The sequence below is a fragment of the Geothrix sp. genome (assembly GCF_020622065.1).
In the GTDB taxonomy this organism is placed as follows: Bacteria; Acidobacteriota; Holophagae; order Holophagales; family Holophagaceae; genus Geothrix.
The window spans coordinates 60,477-75,883 of record NZ_JAHRYQ010000001.1; the positions used below are offsets into that span (position 1 = coordinate 60,477).

The window sequence follows — 15,407 nt, forward strand, 5'->3', positions numbered from 1 at the left end:
ATCATACCGATGGCCAAGATTTCCAAAATCGTCAAGGATTCGCGCAAGCCGAAGTTCTCGACCCAGCACCGCAATCGTTGCAAGTGCTGCGGCCGTCCCCGGGGCTACATGCGCAAGTTTGAACTCTGCCGTCTGTGCTTCCGCAAGTTCGCCCTCAACGGCGAGCTCCCGGGCGTCCAGAAGTCCAGCTGGTAAGGAGAGGGGACCATGCATACCGATCCCATCGCTGACTACCTCACCCGCATCCGTAACGGCATCATGGCCGGTCACGATGCCGTGGTGGTGCCCGCCTCCAAGGTCAAGGCCGGTCTCTGCGGCATCTTGAAGCAGGAGGGCTACATCCACTCCTTCAAGCAGGTGGAGCACGAGAACCGCGTCTACCTCATCGTCAACCTGAAGTATGTGAAGGATAAGGAGAATGTGATCCACGGCCTGCGCCGCGTGTCCCGTCCCGGCCTCCGCATCTACTCCGGCGCGCAGGAGATTCCCGAGGTCCACGGCGGCCTGGGCATTGCCATCCTGTCCACTCCGAAGGGTCTCCTGACGGGCAAGGACGCCAAGAAGCAGAATGTCGGCGGCGAAGTCCTCGCCCACATCTGGTAACCCATCCTGAAATGGGCGGAGTCCCCGCCCTCATCTAAGGAATCAACCATGTCTCGAATCGGAAAGAAGCCCGTGACGCTGCCCAAGGGCGTGAAGGTCACAGTCACCGGGTCCGAGGCCGTCGTCGAGGGCGCCAAGGGCAAGCTCAGCTGCCCGATCCCCGCCGGGATCACGCTCGATGTCCAGGCCGACTCCGTCACCCTCACCCGCATCAACGATGAGGCCCAGAACCGGGCCTACCACGGCCTCACCCGTGCCCTTCTTGGCAACGCCGTCACCGGCGTCACCGAGGGCTGGAAGAAGGAACTGGACATCGTCGGCGTGGGCTACAAGGCCGCCATGGACGGCGCCAAGCTCCGCCTGGAGCTGGGCTACAGCCACCCCATCAACTACGAGGCCCCTGCGGGCATCCAGATGGCCGTCGAAAAGGCCACGCACATCGTCGTGAGCGGCATCGACCGGCAGCTGGTGGGCCAGGTCGCCGCCGACATCCGGAAGTTCCGCAAGCCTGAGCCTTACAAGGGCAAGGGCGTCATGTACACCGGCGAAGTCATCCGCCGCAAGGCCGGCAAGACCGGGAAGTAAGGGGAACCCATGGCGAACGACATCAACATTCGACGCGACAAGACCAAGGCCCGCATCCGCGGCCGCGTGAGCGGGACCCCCGAGCGGCCCCGCCTCACCATCTACAAGAGCCTGAAGCGGATCTATGTGCAGGCGGTGGACGACACCCAGGGCATCACCCTGGCTGCCGCCAGCAGCCTGGAGAAGGACCTCCGCGGTTCCCTGAAGAATGGCGCCAACATCGAGGCCGCCAAGGCCGTCGGTGCCAGCATCGCCGCCCGTCTCAAGGAGAAGGGCATCACCTCGGTGGTGTTCGACCGGAACGGCTACGTTTACCACGGCCGCGTCAAGGCGCTGGCTGACAGCGCCCGCGAAGCCGGGCTCCAGTTCTAGGGGATGACCATGGCGACTGCAGAGCTCAAAGACAACAAGGAAACCCGCAACTCCGAATCCGGGGAATTCAAGGACCAGGTCATTTATGTCGGCCGCGTCACCAAGGTGGTGAAGGGGGGCAAGAACTTCTCCTTCTCCGCGCTGGTGGTCGTCGGCGACGGCAACGGCAAGGTCGGCTTCGGCCTCGGCAAGGCCCTCGAAGTGCCTTCGGCCATCAAGAAGGGCATCGAGAGCGCCAAGCGCAACATGATCAAGGTTCCCCTCACCCCGAACGGCAGCCTGCCGCACCCGGTGACGGGCATCTTCGGCTCCGGCAGCGTGCTGCTGAAGCCGGCTCCCGAGGGCACCGGCATCATCGCCGGCGCCGCGGTGCGCGCCATCATGGAAGCGGCCGGCGTCCACAATGTGATGACGAAGAGCCTGGGCTCCTCCAACCCCCACAATGTGGTTCGCGCCACATTCGAGGGTCTGAAGGACCTCATGGATCCCTACACGGTCCTGACCAATCGGGGCCTGGATCAGGCGGAGGTTTAACATGTCGCAGTTCATCGGCAAGCAGGTGGTGCTGACCCTCAAGCGCTCCATCATCTGCACCACTCCCAAGCACCGTGCCTTCATGCAGACCCTCGGTCTGAAGCGGCCCGGCGATACCCGCGAATGCGAATACACCCCCAATGTCCATGGGATGGTCAAGCTGGTCCCCCATCTCATCGGCGTTCAGGTGAAGGGGTAGATCATGAAGCTCAACGAACTCCGGCCCGCAGAGGGCGCCACCAAGTCCCGCAAGCGCCTCGGCCGCGGCAAGGGCTCCGGCCTGGGCAAGACCTCCGGTCGCGGTGAAAAGGGCCAGAAGTCCCGGTCCGGCTACCGCAGCAAGCGCGGCTTCGAGGGTGGCCAGATGCCCCTCGTCCGCCGTCTGCCCAAGCGCGGCTTCACCAACATCTTCGCTCCCGAAACCAAGGAGATCACCCTCAGTCTCATCTCCATCCACTTCAAGGATGGCGAGACGGTCACGCTCGAGGCCCTCCGCGAGAGGAAGCTCGTCAACTCCCGCGTGGAGAAGATCGTGGTGCTGGCCAGTGGCGAGCTCACCGCCAAGGTGAATGTCGTCGCCGATCGCATCACCAAGGGCGCCCGGGAAGCCATCCTGGCCAAGGGCGGCACCATTCAGGAGCCCGTCGCGAAGTCTGCCGAGTAACGGCCGATGAACCGCCTCAGGAACCTCTTCGCCATCCCGGAGCTGCGCAAGCGGCTCCTCTTCACCCTGATCCTCCTGGCCATCTACCGCCTGGGGGTGCACGTCAGCGTGCCCGGGGTGAACGCCGAGAACCTGTCCGCCGCGCTGAAGCGCGGCGGTGGCGGGCTCTTCGACGTCGTTGACCTGTTCTCCGGTGGTGCGTTCAAGAAGTTCTCGGTCTTTGCCCTCGGCATCGCTCCCTACATCACGGCCAGCATCGTGCTGCAGTTGATGGGGGCCGTGGTGCCCTATCTGGAGAACCTCCAGAAGAAGGAAGGCGAAGCCGGCCGCCAGAAGATCAACCAGTGGACCCGCTACCTGACGGTATTCCTGGCCTTCGTCCAGGGCATGGGCATCGCCTCCCTAGCCCAGAGCCAGAACGCCCCCGGCCTCGAAGTCGTGACCTCCTCGATGTCCCCGACGGCCTTCCGGCTGCTGGCGGCCTTCACGCTCTCTGTCGGCACGCTCTTCGTCATGTGGATCGGCGAGCAGATCACCGAGCGCGGCATCGGCAACGGCATCTCCCTGCTGATCTTCGCCGGCATCGTGGCGGGTCTACCCCAGGCCGTCACCACCCTGACCGTGATGATCTCCCAGTCCCTGAGGAACGCCCCGAATGTCCCGCCCCCGGGCATCTTCATCCTGCTCATCGCGGCGATGATCGTGGTGCTGCTGGCCGTGGTGCTGGTGGAAAACGCCTACCGGCGCATCCCCATCCACTACGCCCGCCGGGCCGATTCGGCCGGCATGTCCAGCCAGCGCAGTTCCTACATGCCCCTGAAGCTGAACACCGCGGGCGTGATGCCCGTCATCTTCGCCAGTTCGGTGATCTTCTTCCCCGCCACCATCGCCCAGTTCACCCGCTGGGAGTGGCTGGCCAAGGTCGCGGCCTACCTCAGCCCGCAGACCCACTTCTGGATCTACACGCCGGTCTTCGTGGGCGTGGTGATCTTCTTCGCCTTCTTCTACACCAGCATCGTCTTCAATCCCGATGAGACCGCCGAGAACATGAAGCGGTCCGGGGGTTACATCCCCGGCATCCGACCGGGCAAGGAAACCAGCATCTTCATGGATAGCATCCTGTCGAAGCTGACCTTCGTGGGCGCCATCTACCTCGCCCTCGTCTCCCTGGTGCCCCTGCTCATCACCAACAACATCCAGGGCCTCAACTTCTACTTTGGCGGCACCAGCCTGCTGATCGTGGTGGGTGTGGCCATGGACAGCGCGGCCCAGTTGGAAAGCCTGCTGGTCATGCGCCGCTACGACGGATTCCTCGAGAAGGGCCGCATTCGCGGCCGCTCCACTCGCCGGGGTGAGGCATGAGCCTCACCGCGAACATCCTCCTCGGGGCCCCCGGCTCCGGGAAGGGCACCCAGGCCAAACGCCTGGTGGAAACATTCTCTTTGACTCACCTGTCAACCGGTGACATTCTGAGAGATGCCGTCTCGAAAGGGACGGAGATCGGCCTGAGGGCGAAAGCCATCATGGCCGAAGGAAAACTGGTGGACGACGACACCGTCAACGGCCTTGTCTTCGCGCGGCTGCTGGACGAGACCTCTGATGTGTTGTTCGACGGCTACCCACGAACCTTGCAACAAGCTCAAGCTCTGGAAGACTTCCTCTCCTCCAAGGGCATGGCGCTGGGCTCCGTGGTGCTGGTCGATGTCCCCCAGGAGGTCTTGGAAGCCCGTGTGGTGGGCCGACGCGTATGCAGCAACAATGCCTGCGGCGCCATCTACCACCTGGAATCCAAGCCCCCCAAGCAAGCCGGTGTCTGCGACCTGTGCGGAAGTCCCCTGAAGCACCGTTCCGACGACACCTCCGAGGCCTTCCAGAGCCGGATGGGCGAGTTCCACTCGACCTTCCAGCCCCTTCTGGGCTTCTACAAGCATCGGCCGAACTTCCGGAGCGTGGATGGCAATCGCGCGCCGGAGCTGGTGTTTGAATCGCTGCGTCACGTCTTCGGAGAACGCGCTTGAGCAAAGAAGAAGCCATTGAGCTCGAAGCCACAGTGGTCGAGGCCTTGCCGAACGCGGTGTTCCGGGTCGAACTGGAGAACAAACACCAGGTGCTGGCGCACATCAGCGGAAAGATGCGCAAGAACTTCATCCGCATCCTTCCCGGTGACCGGGTTCTCGTCGAGGTGACCCCTTACGACCTCACCCGTGGCCGCATCATCTACCGATTCAAGTAAACGAGAGGACACCATGAAAGTACGGCCCTCCATCAAGAAGCTGTGCGAGCACTGCAAAGTGGTCCGGCGCGAAGGCATCAACCGGATCATCTGCAAGAAGAACCCCAAGCACAAGCAGCGTCAGGGTTAAGGAGACACGATGGCACGCATCTCAGGTATTGATCTGCCCATCGGCAAGCGCATCGAGATCGCGCTCACCTACATTTTCGGCATCGGGCGCGCCAAGGCGCACAGCATCCTGACCCGCGCCAAGGTCGATTTCGGCACCAAGGTGCGCGATCTGACCGAGGACGAGGTCGGCCGCATCCGCCGCGTCATCACCGCCGAGGAGACGGTGGAGGGCGACCTCCGCAAGAACATCTCCCTCGACATCAAGCGGCTCATGGACATCGGCTGCTATCGCGGCCTGCGCCACCGGAAGGGCCTCCCCGTCCGTGGTCAGCGCACGCATACCAACGCCCGCACCCGCAAGGGCAAGCGACGCACCGTAGCCGGCAAGAAGAAGTAAGGCGAGGAGCACATGGCCAAGACTCAGACCCGGACCGCCGGTAAAAAGGTGGTCAAGAAGAAGGAAAAGAAGAACGTTCCCCATGGCGTGGCTCACGTCCAGGCGTCCTTCAACAACACGATCATCTCCATCTCCGATCCGATGGGGAACATGCTCTGCTGGGCTTCCAGCGGCAACCAGAACTTCCGCGGGACCCGCAAGGGCACGCCCTTCGCCGCCCAGGTGGCCGCCGGCATCGCTGCCGAGGCCGCCAAGGAGCAGGGCGTCCGTTCGGTCGATGTCCGCGTCAAGGGCCCCGGTGCCGGCCGTGAGAGCGCGATCCGCGCCCTCAACGCCGCAGGCATCCAGGTGACCAGCATCCGCGACGTCACCCCCATCCCCCACAACGGCTGCCGGCCGCCCAAGCGGCGCCGGGTTTAAGAGAGGAGGAGAGACATGGCACGTTACACAGACGCCGTTTGCCGCCTCTGCCGCCGCGAGGGCATGAAGCTTTATCTCAAGGGCGAGCGCTGCTTCAAGGAGAAGTGCTCGTTCGAAACCCGCAAGGGCAAGCTCCCCGGCCAGCACGGCGCGGGGAAGATCAAGAAGCCCACCGGCTACGCCCTCCAGCTTCGCGAGAAGCAGAAGGTGAAGCGCATCTACGGGGTGCTCGAGAAGCAGTTCCGTCACTACTTCGAGAAGGCCGATGCCAAGAAGGGCGTCACCGGCCACAACCTGCTCGGGTTCCTCGAGTGCCGCCTGGACAATGTGGTCTATCGCCTGGGCTTCGCGTCCAGCCGGTCTGCCGCGCGCCAGATGGTCATGCACGGTCATGTGCTGGTCGGCGGCAAGCGGGTGGACATCCCCTCCTTCCAGGTGAAGCCTGGCCAGGCGGTGGAGCTGGGCACCCGCGCCAAGGAGAACGACGGCGTCAAGTCCTCCGTCGAAACCTCCGCCGGCCGCGGCATTCCGAAGTGGCTTTCCCTGGACGCCACCGCCTTCAAGGGCCAGGTGCTTGCCGCGCCGACCCGCGAGGACATCACTCTGGACATCAACGAGCAGCTGATCGTTGAACTGTATTCCAAGTAAGGGGGCAGGATGCTGAACCTCAGCGATTTCCAGAGGCCGCGATTCGCGGAGGTGACCCCCGGGTCCCTCACCGACTCCTACGGGGAGTTCGTGGCCTACCCCTTCGAGCGTGGCTTCGCCACGACCGTCGGGCACAGCCTGCGTCGGGTGCTGCTCAGCAGCATCCAGGGCGCGGCCGTGACGAATGTCCGGATCAAGGGCGTCATGCACGAGTTCACGACCCTTCCCGGGGTCTGGGAGGACATCACTCATGTCCTTCTGAACCTCAAGGAAGTGCCCTTCAAGCTGCACAGCAGCGAGCCCCAGACGGTGACCATCTCCGCCAAGGGTGAGGGCGCGGTGACTTCCGCCGCCATCCGCTGCAACCAGAATGTGGAGGTCGTGGATCCCAACATCCACATCGCCACCCTGGGCGAGGAAGGCGAGCTGGAGATCGAGATGGTGGTCCGCCTGGGCCGCGGTTTCGTCACTGCGGACCGCAACCACGATGAGAGCCTGGGCCTCGGGTTCATCCCCATGGATGCCAACCACAGCCCCATCATCCGGGTGAACTACATCGTCGAACCCGCCCGCGTGGGCCAGAGCACCGACTACGAGAAGCTCACGCTCCAGGTGTGGACCAACGGCGCCGTCAACCCCAAGGAAGCCGTTTCCGACGCGGCCCTCATCCTGCGCGACCACTTCCTCGTGTTCGCCCGCCAGGACGAGGACTTCACCGAGATGGAGATGGGCACCGCGACCCTGGGTGCCGAAGCCGCCAACACCTGGCTGGGCAAGTCCGTCGAGGAGCTCGAGCTCTCCGTCCGGGCGAACAACTGCCTCCGCAACGCGAACATCACCACCATCGGCGAGCTGGTCCAGCGGACCGAGGCTGAGCTGATGAAAACCAAGAACTTCGGCAAGAAGTCGCTCCAGGAGATCAAGGACGAGCTCGCTCGTATCGGCCTCTCCCTCGGCATGCGGCTCGAGCAGGAAGTGTAAGGAGCCCCCATGCGTCACAACGTTTCCGGCAAGCGCCTGGGCCGCACCACCAACCAGCGCAAGGCCCTCATGAAGAACCTCGCGACCGCTCTCATCGAGAGCGAGCGCATCGAAACCACCCTCGTGAAGGCGAAGGAACTCCGCAGCTATGTGGAGCCCTTCATCACCCTCGCGAAGACGGACTCCGTGGCCAACCGTCGTCTGGCGATGGCCCGTCTCGGAAGCAAGGACGCCGTCCAGAAGCTCTTCGGCGCCGACTTCCGCAAGCGTTTCGAAAGCCGCCCCGGCGGCTACACCCGCATCCTCAAGATGGCCCATCGCCTCGGCGATGCGGCTGACATGGCCCTCATCGAGTTCGTGGACTACACCCTCCCCGAGCCCAAGGCCGAGGACGGCGAGTAGCTTGCTGCTCAACCCATGACGACGCCCCGGACTGCCGGGGCGTCGTCATGTACGGACGGGAGCCTCAGCCCACGGTCCAGGGGACATCGGGCTTCTCTTCGGCTTCCTGACCGGGATCCGCCCTCCGCAGGCGGCGGGAGCGGGCCACGGTCACGGTGCAGGGCGCCTGGGCTGCCACCTGGCTGGAGACGCTGCCGAGCAGCGTGCGCCGCAGGGAGCTGGCCCGGGCGCCGATCAGCAGGTGATCCACGAGGTTGGCGCTCACATACTGCAGGATGGCGGCCGCCGGATCCGTCGATTCCAGCACATGGAAGCTGATTCGGCCGTCCTCCAGCTCCAGGGGCGTGGCCCAGCCCCGGAGCTCGGCCAGGCGCTGGAGGTGGATGTTGCGGCCCTGGTCATCCAGGGTCTGGTCCAGGGTGATCCGGCCCTGCTTGAGCACATTCACGCAGGCCACGCGCGCGCCGGGCAGGGCGGGAAGCATGCGGGCCACCATGGTGCGGAGCGTCTCAGCGATGGGGGCGGCCTCGGGGGACAGGTCGATGGCCACGGCGAGGATCGGGGCGTCCCCGTCATGCCGCACCGGCGTCTTGGCCTTGGGGATGGCGAGTTGGTGGTCGGCGAAACGGCGCCGGAGGACGGTGGCGAAGGGATCCTGCCTCCGTTTTTCCGAGCGGGCGGTCAGGGTGATCTGATCGGGGTGCTGCAGGGCCAGGGCGAGGTGGGCGGCCGTGGGGTAGCGCCAGGCCGGGTGCACTTCGAGGCAGCGCAGGATGACCTCCTGCAGCCAGGCGGGGCAATCCGGGCGCAGCCGGCGGGGCGGGACGGGATCGCGCCACAGCCGCCGCTTCAGGCCGGAGAGGCGCTGCGGATCTCCGAAGGGGCGCACGCCGGTCAGGAAGAAATACAGCAACACCCCCAGGGCGAACTGGTCGCTCCGGGGATCCCGGCGCAGGCCCAGCACCTGTTCCGGGGCCATGTAGGGGGCGGTGCCGTACGGGAGGCGGAACTCCTCGCCCATCAGGTCCGGCAGCTCATCGTGGTGGGAGAGGCCGAAGTCCACCAACACCAGGTCGCCCGTGGGGCGGGTGAGCAGGTTGGAGGGCTTCACATCGAGGTGGATGACATGCTGCCGATGGAGGTCGTCGAGGGCCACGGCGATGCGGATGCCCAGGGCCGCGACCTCTTCCCAGGGCAGGGGAAGGTGCTCCAGCATGGGCAGCAGCGAAGGGCCGGGAATCCGCTCCATGACGAGGTAGGGCTGGAGCCCCGCATCGCCCTGGGCGATGAAGCGGGGCACATGGAGGCCCGACAGCCGCGGAAGGATCATCCGCTCCATCTCGAAGCCGACGATGGCGGCGGGATCCACGCCTTCGCTGAGCACCGGCAGCTTCACCAGCAAGGGGAAGTCCAGGTCAGGCCGGGACGCGGTCCAGAGTTCCGCCATGCCGCCCCGGTGGAGGCGCTCCCCGATGTGGAAGCCATCCAGGATGAGGCCAGGCCGGATCCGCATGGGCGCCATGGTTCAGTGTCCCTTCAGGAGGCGGGTCGCGAGGGCCGGCGGGAGGCCGGCGTCCAGGATGGCGGTCGCGGCGGCCTGGACATCGTAGGGCACGCGCAGATGCGTGATCTCGGACCGGGTGGTGTCCAGCAGGGCATAGGCAGCGGCCGGATTGCCATCCCGCGACTGGCCCACCGCGCCCACCACGGTCAGCCAGCGGCGGTGGCGGGGCAGGGGAATGGGAACGCCGGGAACGGGATCGAAGGAGACCAGTTGACCGGTGGCGGTGATCCCATGAAGGGCGGGCAGATGGGTGTGGCCGCAGAAAACGGTTTGAGAGCGGCTGGCCTCCAGGGCGCGCCGGGCATCCCGCCCCTCACGGATGTAGATCCAGGGCGGGTAGGTCTGGGGGCTGGCGTGGACATAGAGGCGGGATTCGTCCTCGAAGCGCAGCGGCAGGCTCGACAGGAACTCCCGCGCCTCGGGGCCCAGCTGGCCGCGGGTCCAGGCCATGGCCGTCTCGGCATCCGGGACCATGGATTCGCGCTCCTCCGCCACGGCCTGGTCGTGATTGCCCGCCACGGCGATGGCCCCGCGCGCCGTTTCCACCATGAGCCGATCCAGGACCGCGTTCGGTTCGGCACCGTAACCCACATAGTCGCCCAGAAACACGAGGCGATCCGCGCCAGCCGAGCGGGCGTGAACCAGGCAGGCCTCGAGCGCGCGCCGGTTGGCGTGGATGTCGGCCAGGAGGGCGATGCGCATGGGCGTTCCGGGGGCTGGGGGGGTGGGGCTGGATCCCATGATAGGGGGTTGCGGGGCCCCGGGGGCAGGACCCGGTGGGAGGGGGCGAAGGTCCCCGACAGGGAGATCCGCTCGAGGGCCGTCGGGGTCGTTTGAAGGCGACTCGCCGGAAATATGCTATGAGCGGCACGGCGGACCCGGGAGTAGGAGCGAATGGATAAAAATCGACCCTCAAAGACGAGTTGAAGGTCATGAAGAATCAGCAACCGAGCGGTTCTTGCCGGTCGAAGAGAAAGCTTCACTCCCGGTAGGAAGCTGCTTGACCCGCCGAGTCGGAAGGCGTTAGCTAGGTGCAGCCAATCCATCCAACCAGTTCCGCACGATGGTCCGTCCATCGCGGTTTCCATAACGCATCAGCTTCGCCGTATCCGGTCTGGAATCCTCCAGGCAAGTCGTCCAACTCGTCCGGCCCTCGCCGAGCCGGCATCCAGAAGGGGGAGATGAAGGTTCCGCATTCGATGTGTCGCACGGCTCGACTGCGCAGGATTCCTGAGCATCCAGGTTCAACGAAAGGAACTTCCAAGGAGGCAACACGACATGGCAATCGCAACTGAACAAGTCGCAACGAGGACCCCACTCACCAAGGAAGAACGCATGGTGATCGTGGCATCGTCCGTGGGGACGGTGTTCGAGTGGTACGACTTCTACCTCTATGCAACCCTGGCCCCCTTCTTCGCGACCCTCTTCTTCCCCAAGGGAAACGATACGGCGGCCCTGCTCTCGGCCTTTGCGGCCTACGCCGCGGGCTTCCTGGTGCGTCCCTTCGGCGCGCTGGTATTCGGGCGCATCGGTGATCTGATCGGCCGCAAGTACACCTTCCTCGTGACCATCGTCGTGATGGGCCTCTCCACCTTCGGCGTCGGCCTCCTGCCGACCTTCGCGAGCATCGGTTGGCTGGCTCCCATCATCATGGTCACCCTGCGCCTGCTGCAGGGCCTGGCCCTGGGGGGGGAATACGGGGGCGCGGCCACCTATGTGGCGGAACACTCCGCTCACGACCGCCGTGGCTACAACACCAGCTGGATCCAGACCACGGCCACCGTGGGCTTCTTCCTCTGCCTCGGGATCATCCTCGCCTGCCGCATGTCCATGGCCAAGGAGGCCTTCGCTTCCTGGGGCTGGCGCATCCCCTTCTGGATGTCCATCTTCCTCCTCGGCGTGTCCGTCTGGATCCGCCTGAAGCTGCACGAGTCCCCCGTCTTCACCAAGATGAAGGCCGAAGGCAAGACCTCCAAGGCACCCCTGAGCGACAGCTTCCTGAAGTACCCCAACAACAAGTACGCGCTGCTGGCCCTTCTCGGCGCCACCGCGGGCCAGGGTGTGGTGTGGTACACCGGCCAGTTCTACGCGCTGTTCTTCATGCAGATCACCCTGAAGCTGGACTTCGCCACGACCTACCTCCTCATCGGCGCGTCGCTGGCCCTGGGAACGCCCTTCTTCATCTTCTTCGGCTGGTTGTCGGACAAGATCGGCCGCCTGAAGATCATCCTGGCGGGCTGCCTCATCGGTGCGCTCACCTTCTTCCCCCTGTTCAAGGCCCTCACCCACTATGTGAACCCGGCCCTGGAGACCTTCCAGAACACCACCGTCATCACCGTGGCCGGCGATCCCAAGGACGAGACCTTCAACCTCTTCGTCGGGCCCTGGAGCAAGTTCTCCGAGCTGGACCGGGTGAACGACTTCTTCGGCAAGCAGGGCCTCAACTTCACCAAGGTCGCCCCTGAGCCCGGGAAGAAGGTTGTCGCCAGCATCCAGGGCAAGAATCCCAGCACCGGGGAAGTCACCACCACCCGCGTCGAGGGCTGGAGCGCCACTTCGGAAGGGGCTCTAAAGAAGGCCCTGACGGACCTCGGCTATCCCAAGGAAGCGGACAAGTCCAAGGTCAACTATCCGATGACCCTCCTGATCCTGTTCGTCATGCTCATCTATGTGACGATGGTCTACGGGCCCATCGCGGCGTTCCTGGTGGAGCTTTTCCCCACGAACATCCGCTACACCTCCATGTCGCTGCCCTACCACATCGGCAACGGCTGGTTCGGCGGCATGCTGCCCCTTATCGCCACGGCCATCGTGGCCCTGAAGGGCAACATCTACTACGGACTCTGGTATCCCGTCATCGTCGCCCTCATGACGGTGGTGATCGGCTTCCTCTTCCTCAAGGAAACCAAGGACCGGGATATCAGCACCTATCAGCACTGAAGGTCCGCTGCCCGCTCGATCTGAGGTCGAGCAGGCCTGTTCACCCGGCGGATGGCATCCCATCCGCCGGGTTTTCCCACTCACCACCCAAGCTCTTTCGCCAAGGAGTCCTTTGATGTCCCAGGACCTCTTTCCCGTGAAGCCCGACATCCGGGAGCGGGCGCACATCAAAACCATGGAGGAGTACCAGCGCCTCTACCGCCTGTCCCTGGACAATCCGGAATGGTTCTGGGGCGAGCAGGCGAAGATGCTCACCTGGTTCCACCCCTGGCAGTCCGTCTTCGACGCCGACTACAAGGAAGTGGATTTCTCCTGGTTCATGGGCGGGCGCATCAACGCCTCCTTCAACTGCATCGACCGGCACCTGCCCCACCTGGGGGACAAGACCGCCCTCATCTGGGCGCAGGACGAGCCGGGCGTCTACACCCACATCACCTACCGCGACCTCAAGCATAATGTCGCCCGCGTGGCCAATGTCCTGCTGCATAACGGCGTGAAGAAGGGCGATCGGGTCTGCATCTACCTCACGATGATCCCGGAGCTCGTCTACACCATGCTGGCCTGCGCCCGGATCGGCGCCGTCCACTCGGTGGTGTTCGGCGGCTTCTCTGCGGAGTCCCTGCGCGACCGCATCGTGGACGCCCGCTGCAAGGTGGTGGTGACGGCCAACGAGGGGCTGCGCGGCGGCAAGAAGGTGCCCCTCAAACGCACCGTGGACCGCGCCATCGAAGGCATGTCCCTGGTGGAATGCGTGCTGGTGGCCCGCCGGACCGACAGCGAGGTGCCTATGCAGCCGGGCCGTGACCTGTGGCTGGATGAGGAGACGGCCAAGCAGCGCTCCACCTGCACCAACGAGTGGATGGGCGCGGAGGATCCGCTCTTCATCCTCTACACCTCCGGCAGTACCGGGAAACCCAAAGGCCTGCTGCACACCACGGGCGGCTATCTGACCTACGCGGCCTTCACGCACAAGCTGGTCTTCGACTACCACCCCGATGACATCTACTTCTGCGCGGCCGACATCGGCTGGGTGACGGGGCACAGCTACATTGTCTATGGGCCCCTGGCCAACGGAGCCACCACCGTCATCTTCGAATCCACACCCCTCTACCCCGATCCGGGGCGCTACTGGCAGATCATCGACGACCTGGGCGTGAGCATCTTCTACACCGCGCCCACGGCCCTGCGGGCCCTGGCCCAGGCGGGTGACGACTGGATCAAGAAATACAGCCGCAAGTCGCTCCGCATCCTCGGCACCGTGGGTGAACCCATCAACCCCGAGGTTTGGCGCTGGTATCACGATGTGGTGGGTGAGGCCCGCTGCACCATCGTCGATACCTGGTGGCAGACGGAGACCGGCGGCATCCTCATCACGCCCCTGCCCGGCGTGACGCCCACCAAGCCGGGCTCGGCGACGCTGCCCTTCTTCGGCGTGAAGCCGGTCATCGTGGATCCGGCCACGGGCATTCCCATCGAGGGCAACGATGTCTCCGGTGCCCTCTGCCTCGGGGCCCCGTGGCCGGGCCAGGCCCGCACGGTGCATGGGGATCACAAGCGGTTCCGGGAGACCTATTTCACCCAGTACCCGGGCTACTACTTCACGGGCGATGGCGCCCGCCGCGACGAGGACGGCTACTACTGGATCACGGGCCGCATCGACGATGTGATCAATGTGTCCGGCCATCGATTGGGCACGGCCGAGGTGGAAAGCGCCCTCGTGGCCCACGAGGCCGTGGCCGAGGCGGCGGTGGTGGGCTACCCGCACCCCATCAAGGGTCAGGGCATCTACTGCTATGTCCTTTTGAACTCGGGCTTCTCCGAGGGCAACCAGGATCAGCTCATCGGCGCCCTCAAGGAGCAGGTGCGGCAGGCCATCGGCGCCTTCGCCGCCCCGGATGTCATCCACATCGCGGCGGGCCTGCCCAAGACCCGCAGTGGGAAGATCATGCGCCGCATCCTGCGCAAGATCGCCTCGGCCGAGTACGACGGCATGGGCGACATCTCCACCTTGGCCGAACCGGATGTGGTCAACAAGCTCATCGAGGAGCACCAAAAAAGCCAGCATTAGGCTTTCCCCGATGCGCAGAAGAGCCCGGCAACACCGGGCTCTTCTGCGTATCGGAAAGGGGGGAGCTACAGCGAAAGGTCCCGCACGAAGGCCCGGACCAGGGCCTCGAAGCGGCCGGCGGCGGCGGCCCCGGCCTCGAGCACTTCCTGGTGGGTGAGGGCCTGGGGCAGGATGCCGGCAGCCATGTTGCACAGGCAGGAGATCCCCGCCACGCGCATTCCCTCGTGCCGGGCCACAATGGCCTCGGGCACGGTGCTCATGCCCACCGCGTCCGCGCCCAGGACGCGGAAGGCACGGATCTCGGCGGGCGTTTCATAGCTGGGGCCCGTCAATCCCAGGTAGACGCCCTGACGGAGGGTCTGGCCGAGGGCGGCAGCGCAGGCCGCGAGGCGCTGGCGGAAGGCCGGGTCGTAGACCGCCGTCATGTCCGGGAAGCGGGGGCCGGGCTCCACATTGGGCCCGATGAGGGGATTGGTGCCGAAGAGGTTGATGTGGTCGGTGAGGGCCATGAGCTCGCCCACGCCGAATTCGGGATTGAGGGCTCCCGCGGCGTTCGTCAGCAGCACCGCCTTCGCACCCAGTCGCCCGTAGAGGCGCATGGGCGTAACGACGAGGGACATGGGATGGCCCTCGTAGAAGTGGAAGCGGCCCGCCTGGAGCACCACCTTCCGGCCTTCGAATTCGCAGAAGACGAGCTTGCCGCCGTGGCCGGCCACGGTGGGCGCCGGGAAGCCGGGCAGGTCCGTGAAGGAAATGCTCACGCCAGCCCGGGCCTCGGCGCTGTCGGCCAGGGCCCCGAGGCCGGAGCCGAGGACGATGGCGAGGTCAGGCACGAAGGGCGCCCGGGCCTGAAGGGCCTGGAGGGCGGCGGAGGCGGTCATGGCG

The 15,407-nt window shown here is 65.2% G+C and carries 21 protein-coding genes; 18 read left to right on the plus strand and 3 right to left on the minus strand.

Features of this window, described 5'->3' with window-relative positions:
- The first annotated feature begins 9 nt into the window (after positions 1-9).
- From QZ647_RS00295 to rplQ, 16 genes are read left to right on the plus strand one after another with little or no spacing between them, the layout of a single operon-like run.
- The gene (locus QZ647_RS00295; protein ID WP_257305892.1) at positions 10-195 is read left to right on the plus strand and encodes a type Z 30S ribosomal protein S14; all 186 of its coding nucleotides are present in this window, start codon (positions 10-12) and stop codon (positions 193-195) included.
- A 12-nt stretch (positions 196-207) separates the two neighbouring features.
- Positions 208-603, plus strand: a complete 396-nt coding sequence (gene rpsH / locus QZ647_RS00300) for a 30S ribosomal protein S8 (RefSeq protein ID WP_291270280.1) — start codon at positions 208-210, stop codon at positions 601-603.
- Positions 604-651: 48 nt separating this feature from the next.
- Positions 652-1,188 (plus strand): 50S ribosomal protein L6, encoded by a 537-nt coding sequence (gene rplF, locus QZ647_RS00305; protein WP_286354342.1) that lies wholly within the window; start codon positions 652-654, stop codon positions 1,186-1,188.
- 9 nt (positions 1,189-1,197) lie between these two features.
- Positions 1,198-1,560, plus strand: coding sequence for a 50S ribosomal protein L18 (gene rplR / locus QZ647_RS00310; RefSeq protein ID WP_286354341.1), 363 nt, complete (start codon positions 1,198-1,200; stop codon positions 1,558-1,560).
- A gap of 9 nt (positions 1,561-1,569) precedes the next feature.
- Positions 1,570-2,094, plus strand: a complete 525-nt coding sequence (rpsE, locus tag QZ647_RS00315; protein ID WP_286354340.1) for a 30S ribosomal protein S5 — start codon at positions 1,570-1,572, stop codon at positions 2,092-2,094.
- Position 2,095: 1 nt separating this feature from the next.
- The gene (gene rpmD, locus QZ647_RS00320; protein WP_286354339.1) at positions 2,096-2,293 is read left to right on the plus strand and encodes a 50S ribosomal protein L30; all 198 of its coding nucleotides are present in this window, start codon (positions 2,096-2,098) and stop codon (positions 2,291-2,293) included.
- Positions 2,294-2,296: 3 nt separating this feature from the next.
- On the plus strand, positions 2,297-2,758 hold the full coding sequence (rplO, locus tag QZ647_RS00325) for a 50S ribosomal protein L15 (RefSeq protein WP_291270281.1): 462 nt from the start codon (positions 2,297-2,299) through the stop codon (positions 2,756-2,758).
- 6 nt (positions 2,759-2,764) lie between these two features.
- Positions 2,765-4,120, plus strand: coding sequence for a preprotein translocase subunit SecY (secY, locus tag QZ647_RS00330; protein WP_286354337.1), 1,356 nt, complete (start codon positions 2,765-2,767; stop codon positions 4,118-4,120).
- Positions 4,117-4,776: an adenylate kinase gene (locus QZ647_RS00335; RefSeq protein WP_291270282.1), complete on the plus strand. Its 660-nt coding sequence runs from the start codon at positions 4,117-4,119 to the stop codon at positions 4,774-4,776. The genes secY and QZ647_RS00335 overlap by 4 nt, the downstream gene beginning before the upstream one ends.
- The gene (gene infA / locus QZ647_RS00340; RefSeq protein ID WP_026852734.1) at positions 4,773-4,991 is read left to right on the plus strand and encodes a translation initiation factor IF-1; all 219 of its coding nucleotides are present in this window, start codon (positions 4,773-4,775) and stop codon (positions 4,989-4,991) included. Before QZ647_RS00335 ends, infA begins: the two co-directional genes overlap by 4 nt.
- Positions 4,992-5,004: 13 nt before the next feature.
- A complete protein-coding gene (rpmJ, locus tag QZ647_RS00345) occupies positions 5,005-5,121 on the plus strand; it encodes a 50S ribosomal protein L36 (protein WP_243288424.1) in 117 nt (38 codons plus the stop codon).
- 9 nt (positions 5,122-5,130) lie between these two features.
- On the plus strand, positions 5,131-5,499 hold the full coding sequence (gene rpsM / locus QZ647_RS00350) for a 30S ribosomal protein S13 (protein WP_257305869.1): 369 nt from the start codon (positions 5,131-5,133) through the stop codon (positions 5,497-5,499).
- 12 nt (positions 5,500-5,511) lie between these two features.
- Positions 5,512-5,919 (plus strand): 30S ribosomal protein S11, encoded by a 408-nt coding sequence (gene rpsK / locus QZ647_RS00355; protein WP_243303191.1) that lies wholly within the window; start codon positions 5,512-5,514, stop codon positions 5,917-5,919.
- A gap of 15 nt (positions 5,920-5,934) precedes the next feature.
- The gene (gene rpsD / locus QZ647_RS00360; RefSeq protein ID WP_291270283.1) at positions 5,935-6,567 is read left to right on the plus strand and encodes a 30S ribosomal protein S4; all 633 of its coding nucleotides are present in this window, start codon (positions 5,935-5,937) and stop codon (positions 6,565-6,567) included.
- Between the two features lie 9 nt (positions 6,568-6,576).
- Positions 6,577-7,548 carry a DNA-directed RNA polymerase subunit alpha gene (locus QZ647_RS00365; RefSeq protein WP_286354334.1) on the plus strand — a complete coding sequence of 324 codons (972 nt, stop codon included), beginning with the start codon at positions 6,577-6,579 and terminating at the stop codon, positions 7,546-7,548.
- A 9-nt stretch (positions 7,549-7,557) separates the two neighbouring features.
- Positions 7,558-7,950 carry a 50S ribosomal protein L17 gene (gene rplQ, locus QZ647_RS00370; protein ID WP_286354333.1) on the plus strand — a complete coding sequence of 131 codons (393 nt, stop codon included), beginning with the start codon at positions 7,558-7,560 and terminating at the stop codon, positions 7,948-7,950.
- A 64-nt stretch (positions 7,951-8,014) separates the two neighbouring features.
- On the opposite strand, the gene QZ647_RS00375 is transcribed toward rplQ, so the two are convergent.
- Complete coding sequence (locus QZ647_RS00375) at positions 8,015-9,463, minus strand: bifunctional serine/threonine-protein kinase/universal stress protein (RefSeq protein WP_291270284.1); 1,449 nt, start codon at positions 9,461-9,463, stop codon at positions 8,015-8,017.
- 12 nt (positions 9,464-9,475) lie between these two features.
- Positions 9,476-10,216, minus strand: coding sequence for a metallophosphoesterase family protein (locus QZ647_RS00380; protein WP_291270285.1), 741 nt, complete (start codon positions 10,214-10,216; stop codon positions 9,476-9,478).
- A 576-nt stretch (positions 10,217-10,792) separates the two neighbouring features.
- Here QZ647_RS00380 and QZ647_RS00385 point away from each other — a divergent pair.
- Positions 10,793-12,454: an MFS transporter gene (locus tag QZ647_RS00385; protein ID WP_366526116.1), complete on the plus strand. Its 1,662-nt coding sequence runs from the start codon at positions 10,793-10,795 to the stop codon at positions 12,452-12,454.
- A 115-nt stretch (positions 12,455-12,569) separates the two neighbouring features.
- Entirely contained in the window at positions 12,570-14,522 is a 1,953-nt protein-coding gene (acs, locus tag QZ647_RS00390) for an acetate--CoA ligase (protein WP_291270287.1), read from the plus strand.
- A gap of 65 nt (positions 14,523-14,587) precedes the next feature.
- Here acs and QZ647_RS00395 read toward each other — a convergent pair whose 3' ends face one another.
- Positions 14,588-15,403, minus strand: a complete 816-nt coding sequence (locus QZ647_RS00395; RefSeq protein ID WP_291270288.1) for a purine-nucleoside phosphorylase — start codon at positions 15,401-15,403, stop codon at positions 14,588-14,590.
- Between the last annotated feature and the right edge of the window lie 4 nt (positions 15,404-15,407).

Excerpts from the sequence above, each read along its gene's own strand:
- QZ647_RS00295 (WP_257305892.1), top strand. The coding sequence starts at position 10 with ATGGCCAAGATTTCCAAAATCGTCAAGGATTCGCGCAAGCCGAAGTTC.
- rpsH (WP_291270280.1), top strand. The coding sequence starts at position 208 with ATGCATACCGATCCCATCGCTGACTACCTCACCCGCATCCGTAACGGC.
- rplF (WP_286354342.1), top strand. The coding sequence starts at position 652 with ATGTCTCGAATCGGAAAGAAGCCCGTGACGCTGCCCAAGGGCGTGAAG.
- rplR (WP_286354341.1), top strand. The coding sequence starts at position 1,198 with ATGGCGAACGACATCAACATTCGACGCGACAAGACCAAGGCCCGCATC.
- rpsE (WP_286354340.1), top strand. The coding sequence starts at position 1,570 with ATGGCGACTGCAGAGCTCAAAGACAACAAGGAAACCCGCAACTCCGAA.
- rpmD (WP_286354339.1), top strand. The coding sequence starts at position 2,096 with ATGTCGCAGTTCATCGGCAAGCAGGTGGTGCTGACCCTCAAGCGCTCC.
- rplO (WP_291270281.1), top strand. The coding sequence starts at position 2,297 with ATGAAGCTCAACGAACTCCGGCCCGCAGAGGGCGCCACCAAGTCCCGC.
- secY (WP_286354337.1), top strand. The coding sequence starts at position 2,765 with ATGAACCGCCTCAGGAACCTCTTCGCCATCCCGGAGCTGCGCAAGCGG.
- QZ647_RS00335 (WP_291270282.1), top strand. The coding sequence starts at position 4,117 with ATGAGCCTCACCGCGAACATCCTCCTCGGGGCCCCCGGCTCCGGGAAG.
- rpmJ (WP_243288424.1), top strand. The coding sequence starts at position 5,005 with ATGAAAGTACGGCCCTCCATCAAGAAGCTGTGCGAGCACTGCAAAGTG.
- rpsM (WP_257305869.1), top strand. The coding sequence starts at position 5,131 with ATGGCACGCATCTCAGGTATTGATCTGCCCATCGGCAAGCGCATCGAG.
- rpsK (WP_243303191.1), top strand. The coding sequence starts at position 5,512 with ATGGCCAAGACTCAGACCCGGACCGCCGGTAAAAAGGTGGTCAAGAAG.
- rpsD (WP_291270283.1), top strand. The coding sequence starts at position 5,935 with ATGGCACGTTACACAGACGCCGTTTGCCGCCTCTGCCGCCGCGAGGGC.
- QZ647_RS00365 (WP_286354334.1), top strand. The coding sequence starts at position 6,577 with ATGCTGAACCTCAGCGATTTCCAGAGGCCGCGATTCGCGGAGGTGACC.
- rplQ (WP_286354333.1), top strand. The coding sequence starts at position 7,558 with ATGCGTCACAACGTTTCCGGCAAGCGCCTGGGCCGCACCACCAACCAG.
- QZ647_RS00375 (WP_291270284.1), bottom strand. The coding sequence starts at position 9,463 with ATGCGGATCCGGCCTGGCCTCATCCTGGATGGCTTCCACATCGGGGAG.
- QZ647_RS00380 (WP_291270285.1), bottom strand. The coding sequence starts at position 10,216 with ATGCGCATCGCCCTCCTGGCCGACATCCACGCCAACCGGCGCGCGCTC.
- QZ647_RS00385 (WP_366526116.1), top strand. The coding sequence starts at position 10,793 with ATGGCAATCGCAACTGAACAAGTCGCAACGAGGACCCCACTCACCAAG.
- acs (WP_291270287.1), top strand. The coding sequence starts at position 12,570 with ATGTCCCAGGACCTCTTTCCCGTGAAGCCCGACATCCGGGAGCGGGCG.
- QZ647_RS00395 (WP_291270288.1), bottom strand. The coding sequence starts at position 15,403 with ATGACCGCCTCCGCCGCCCTCCAGGCCCTTCAGGCCCGGGCGCCCTTC.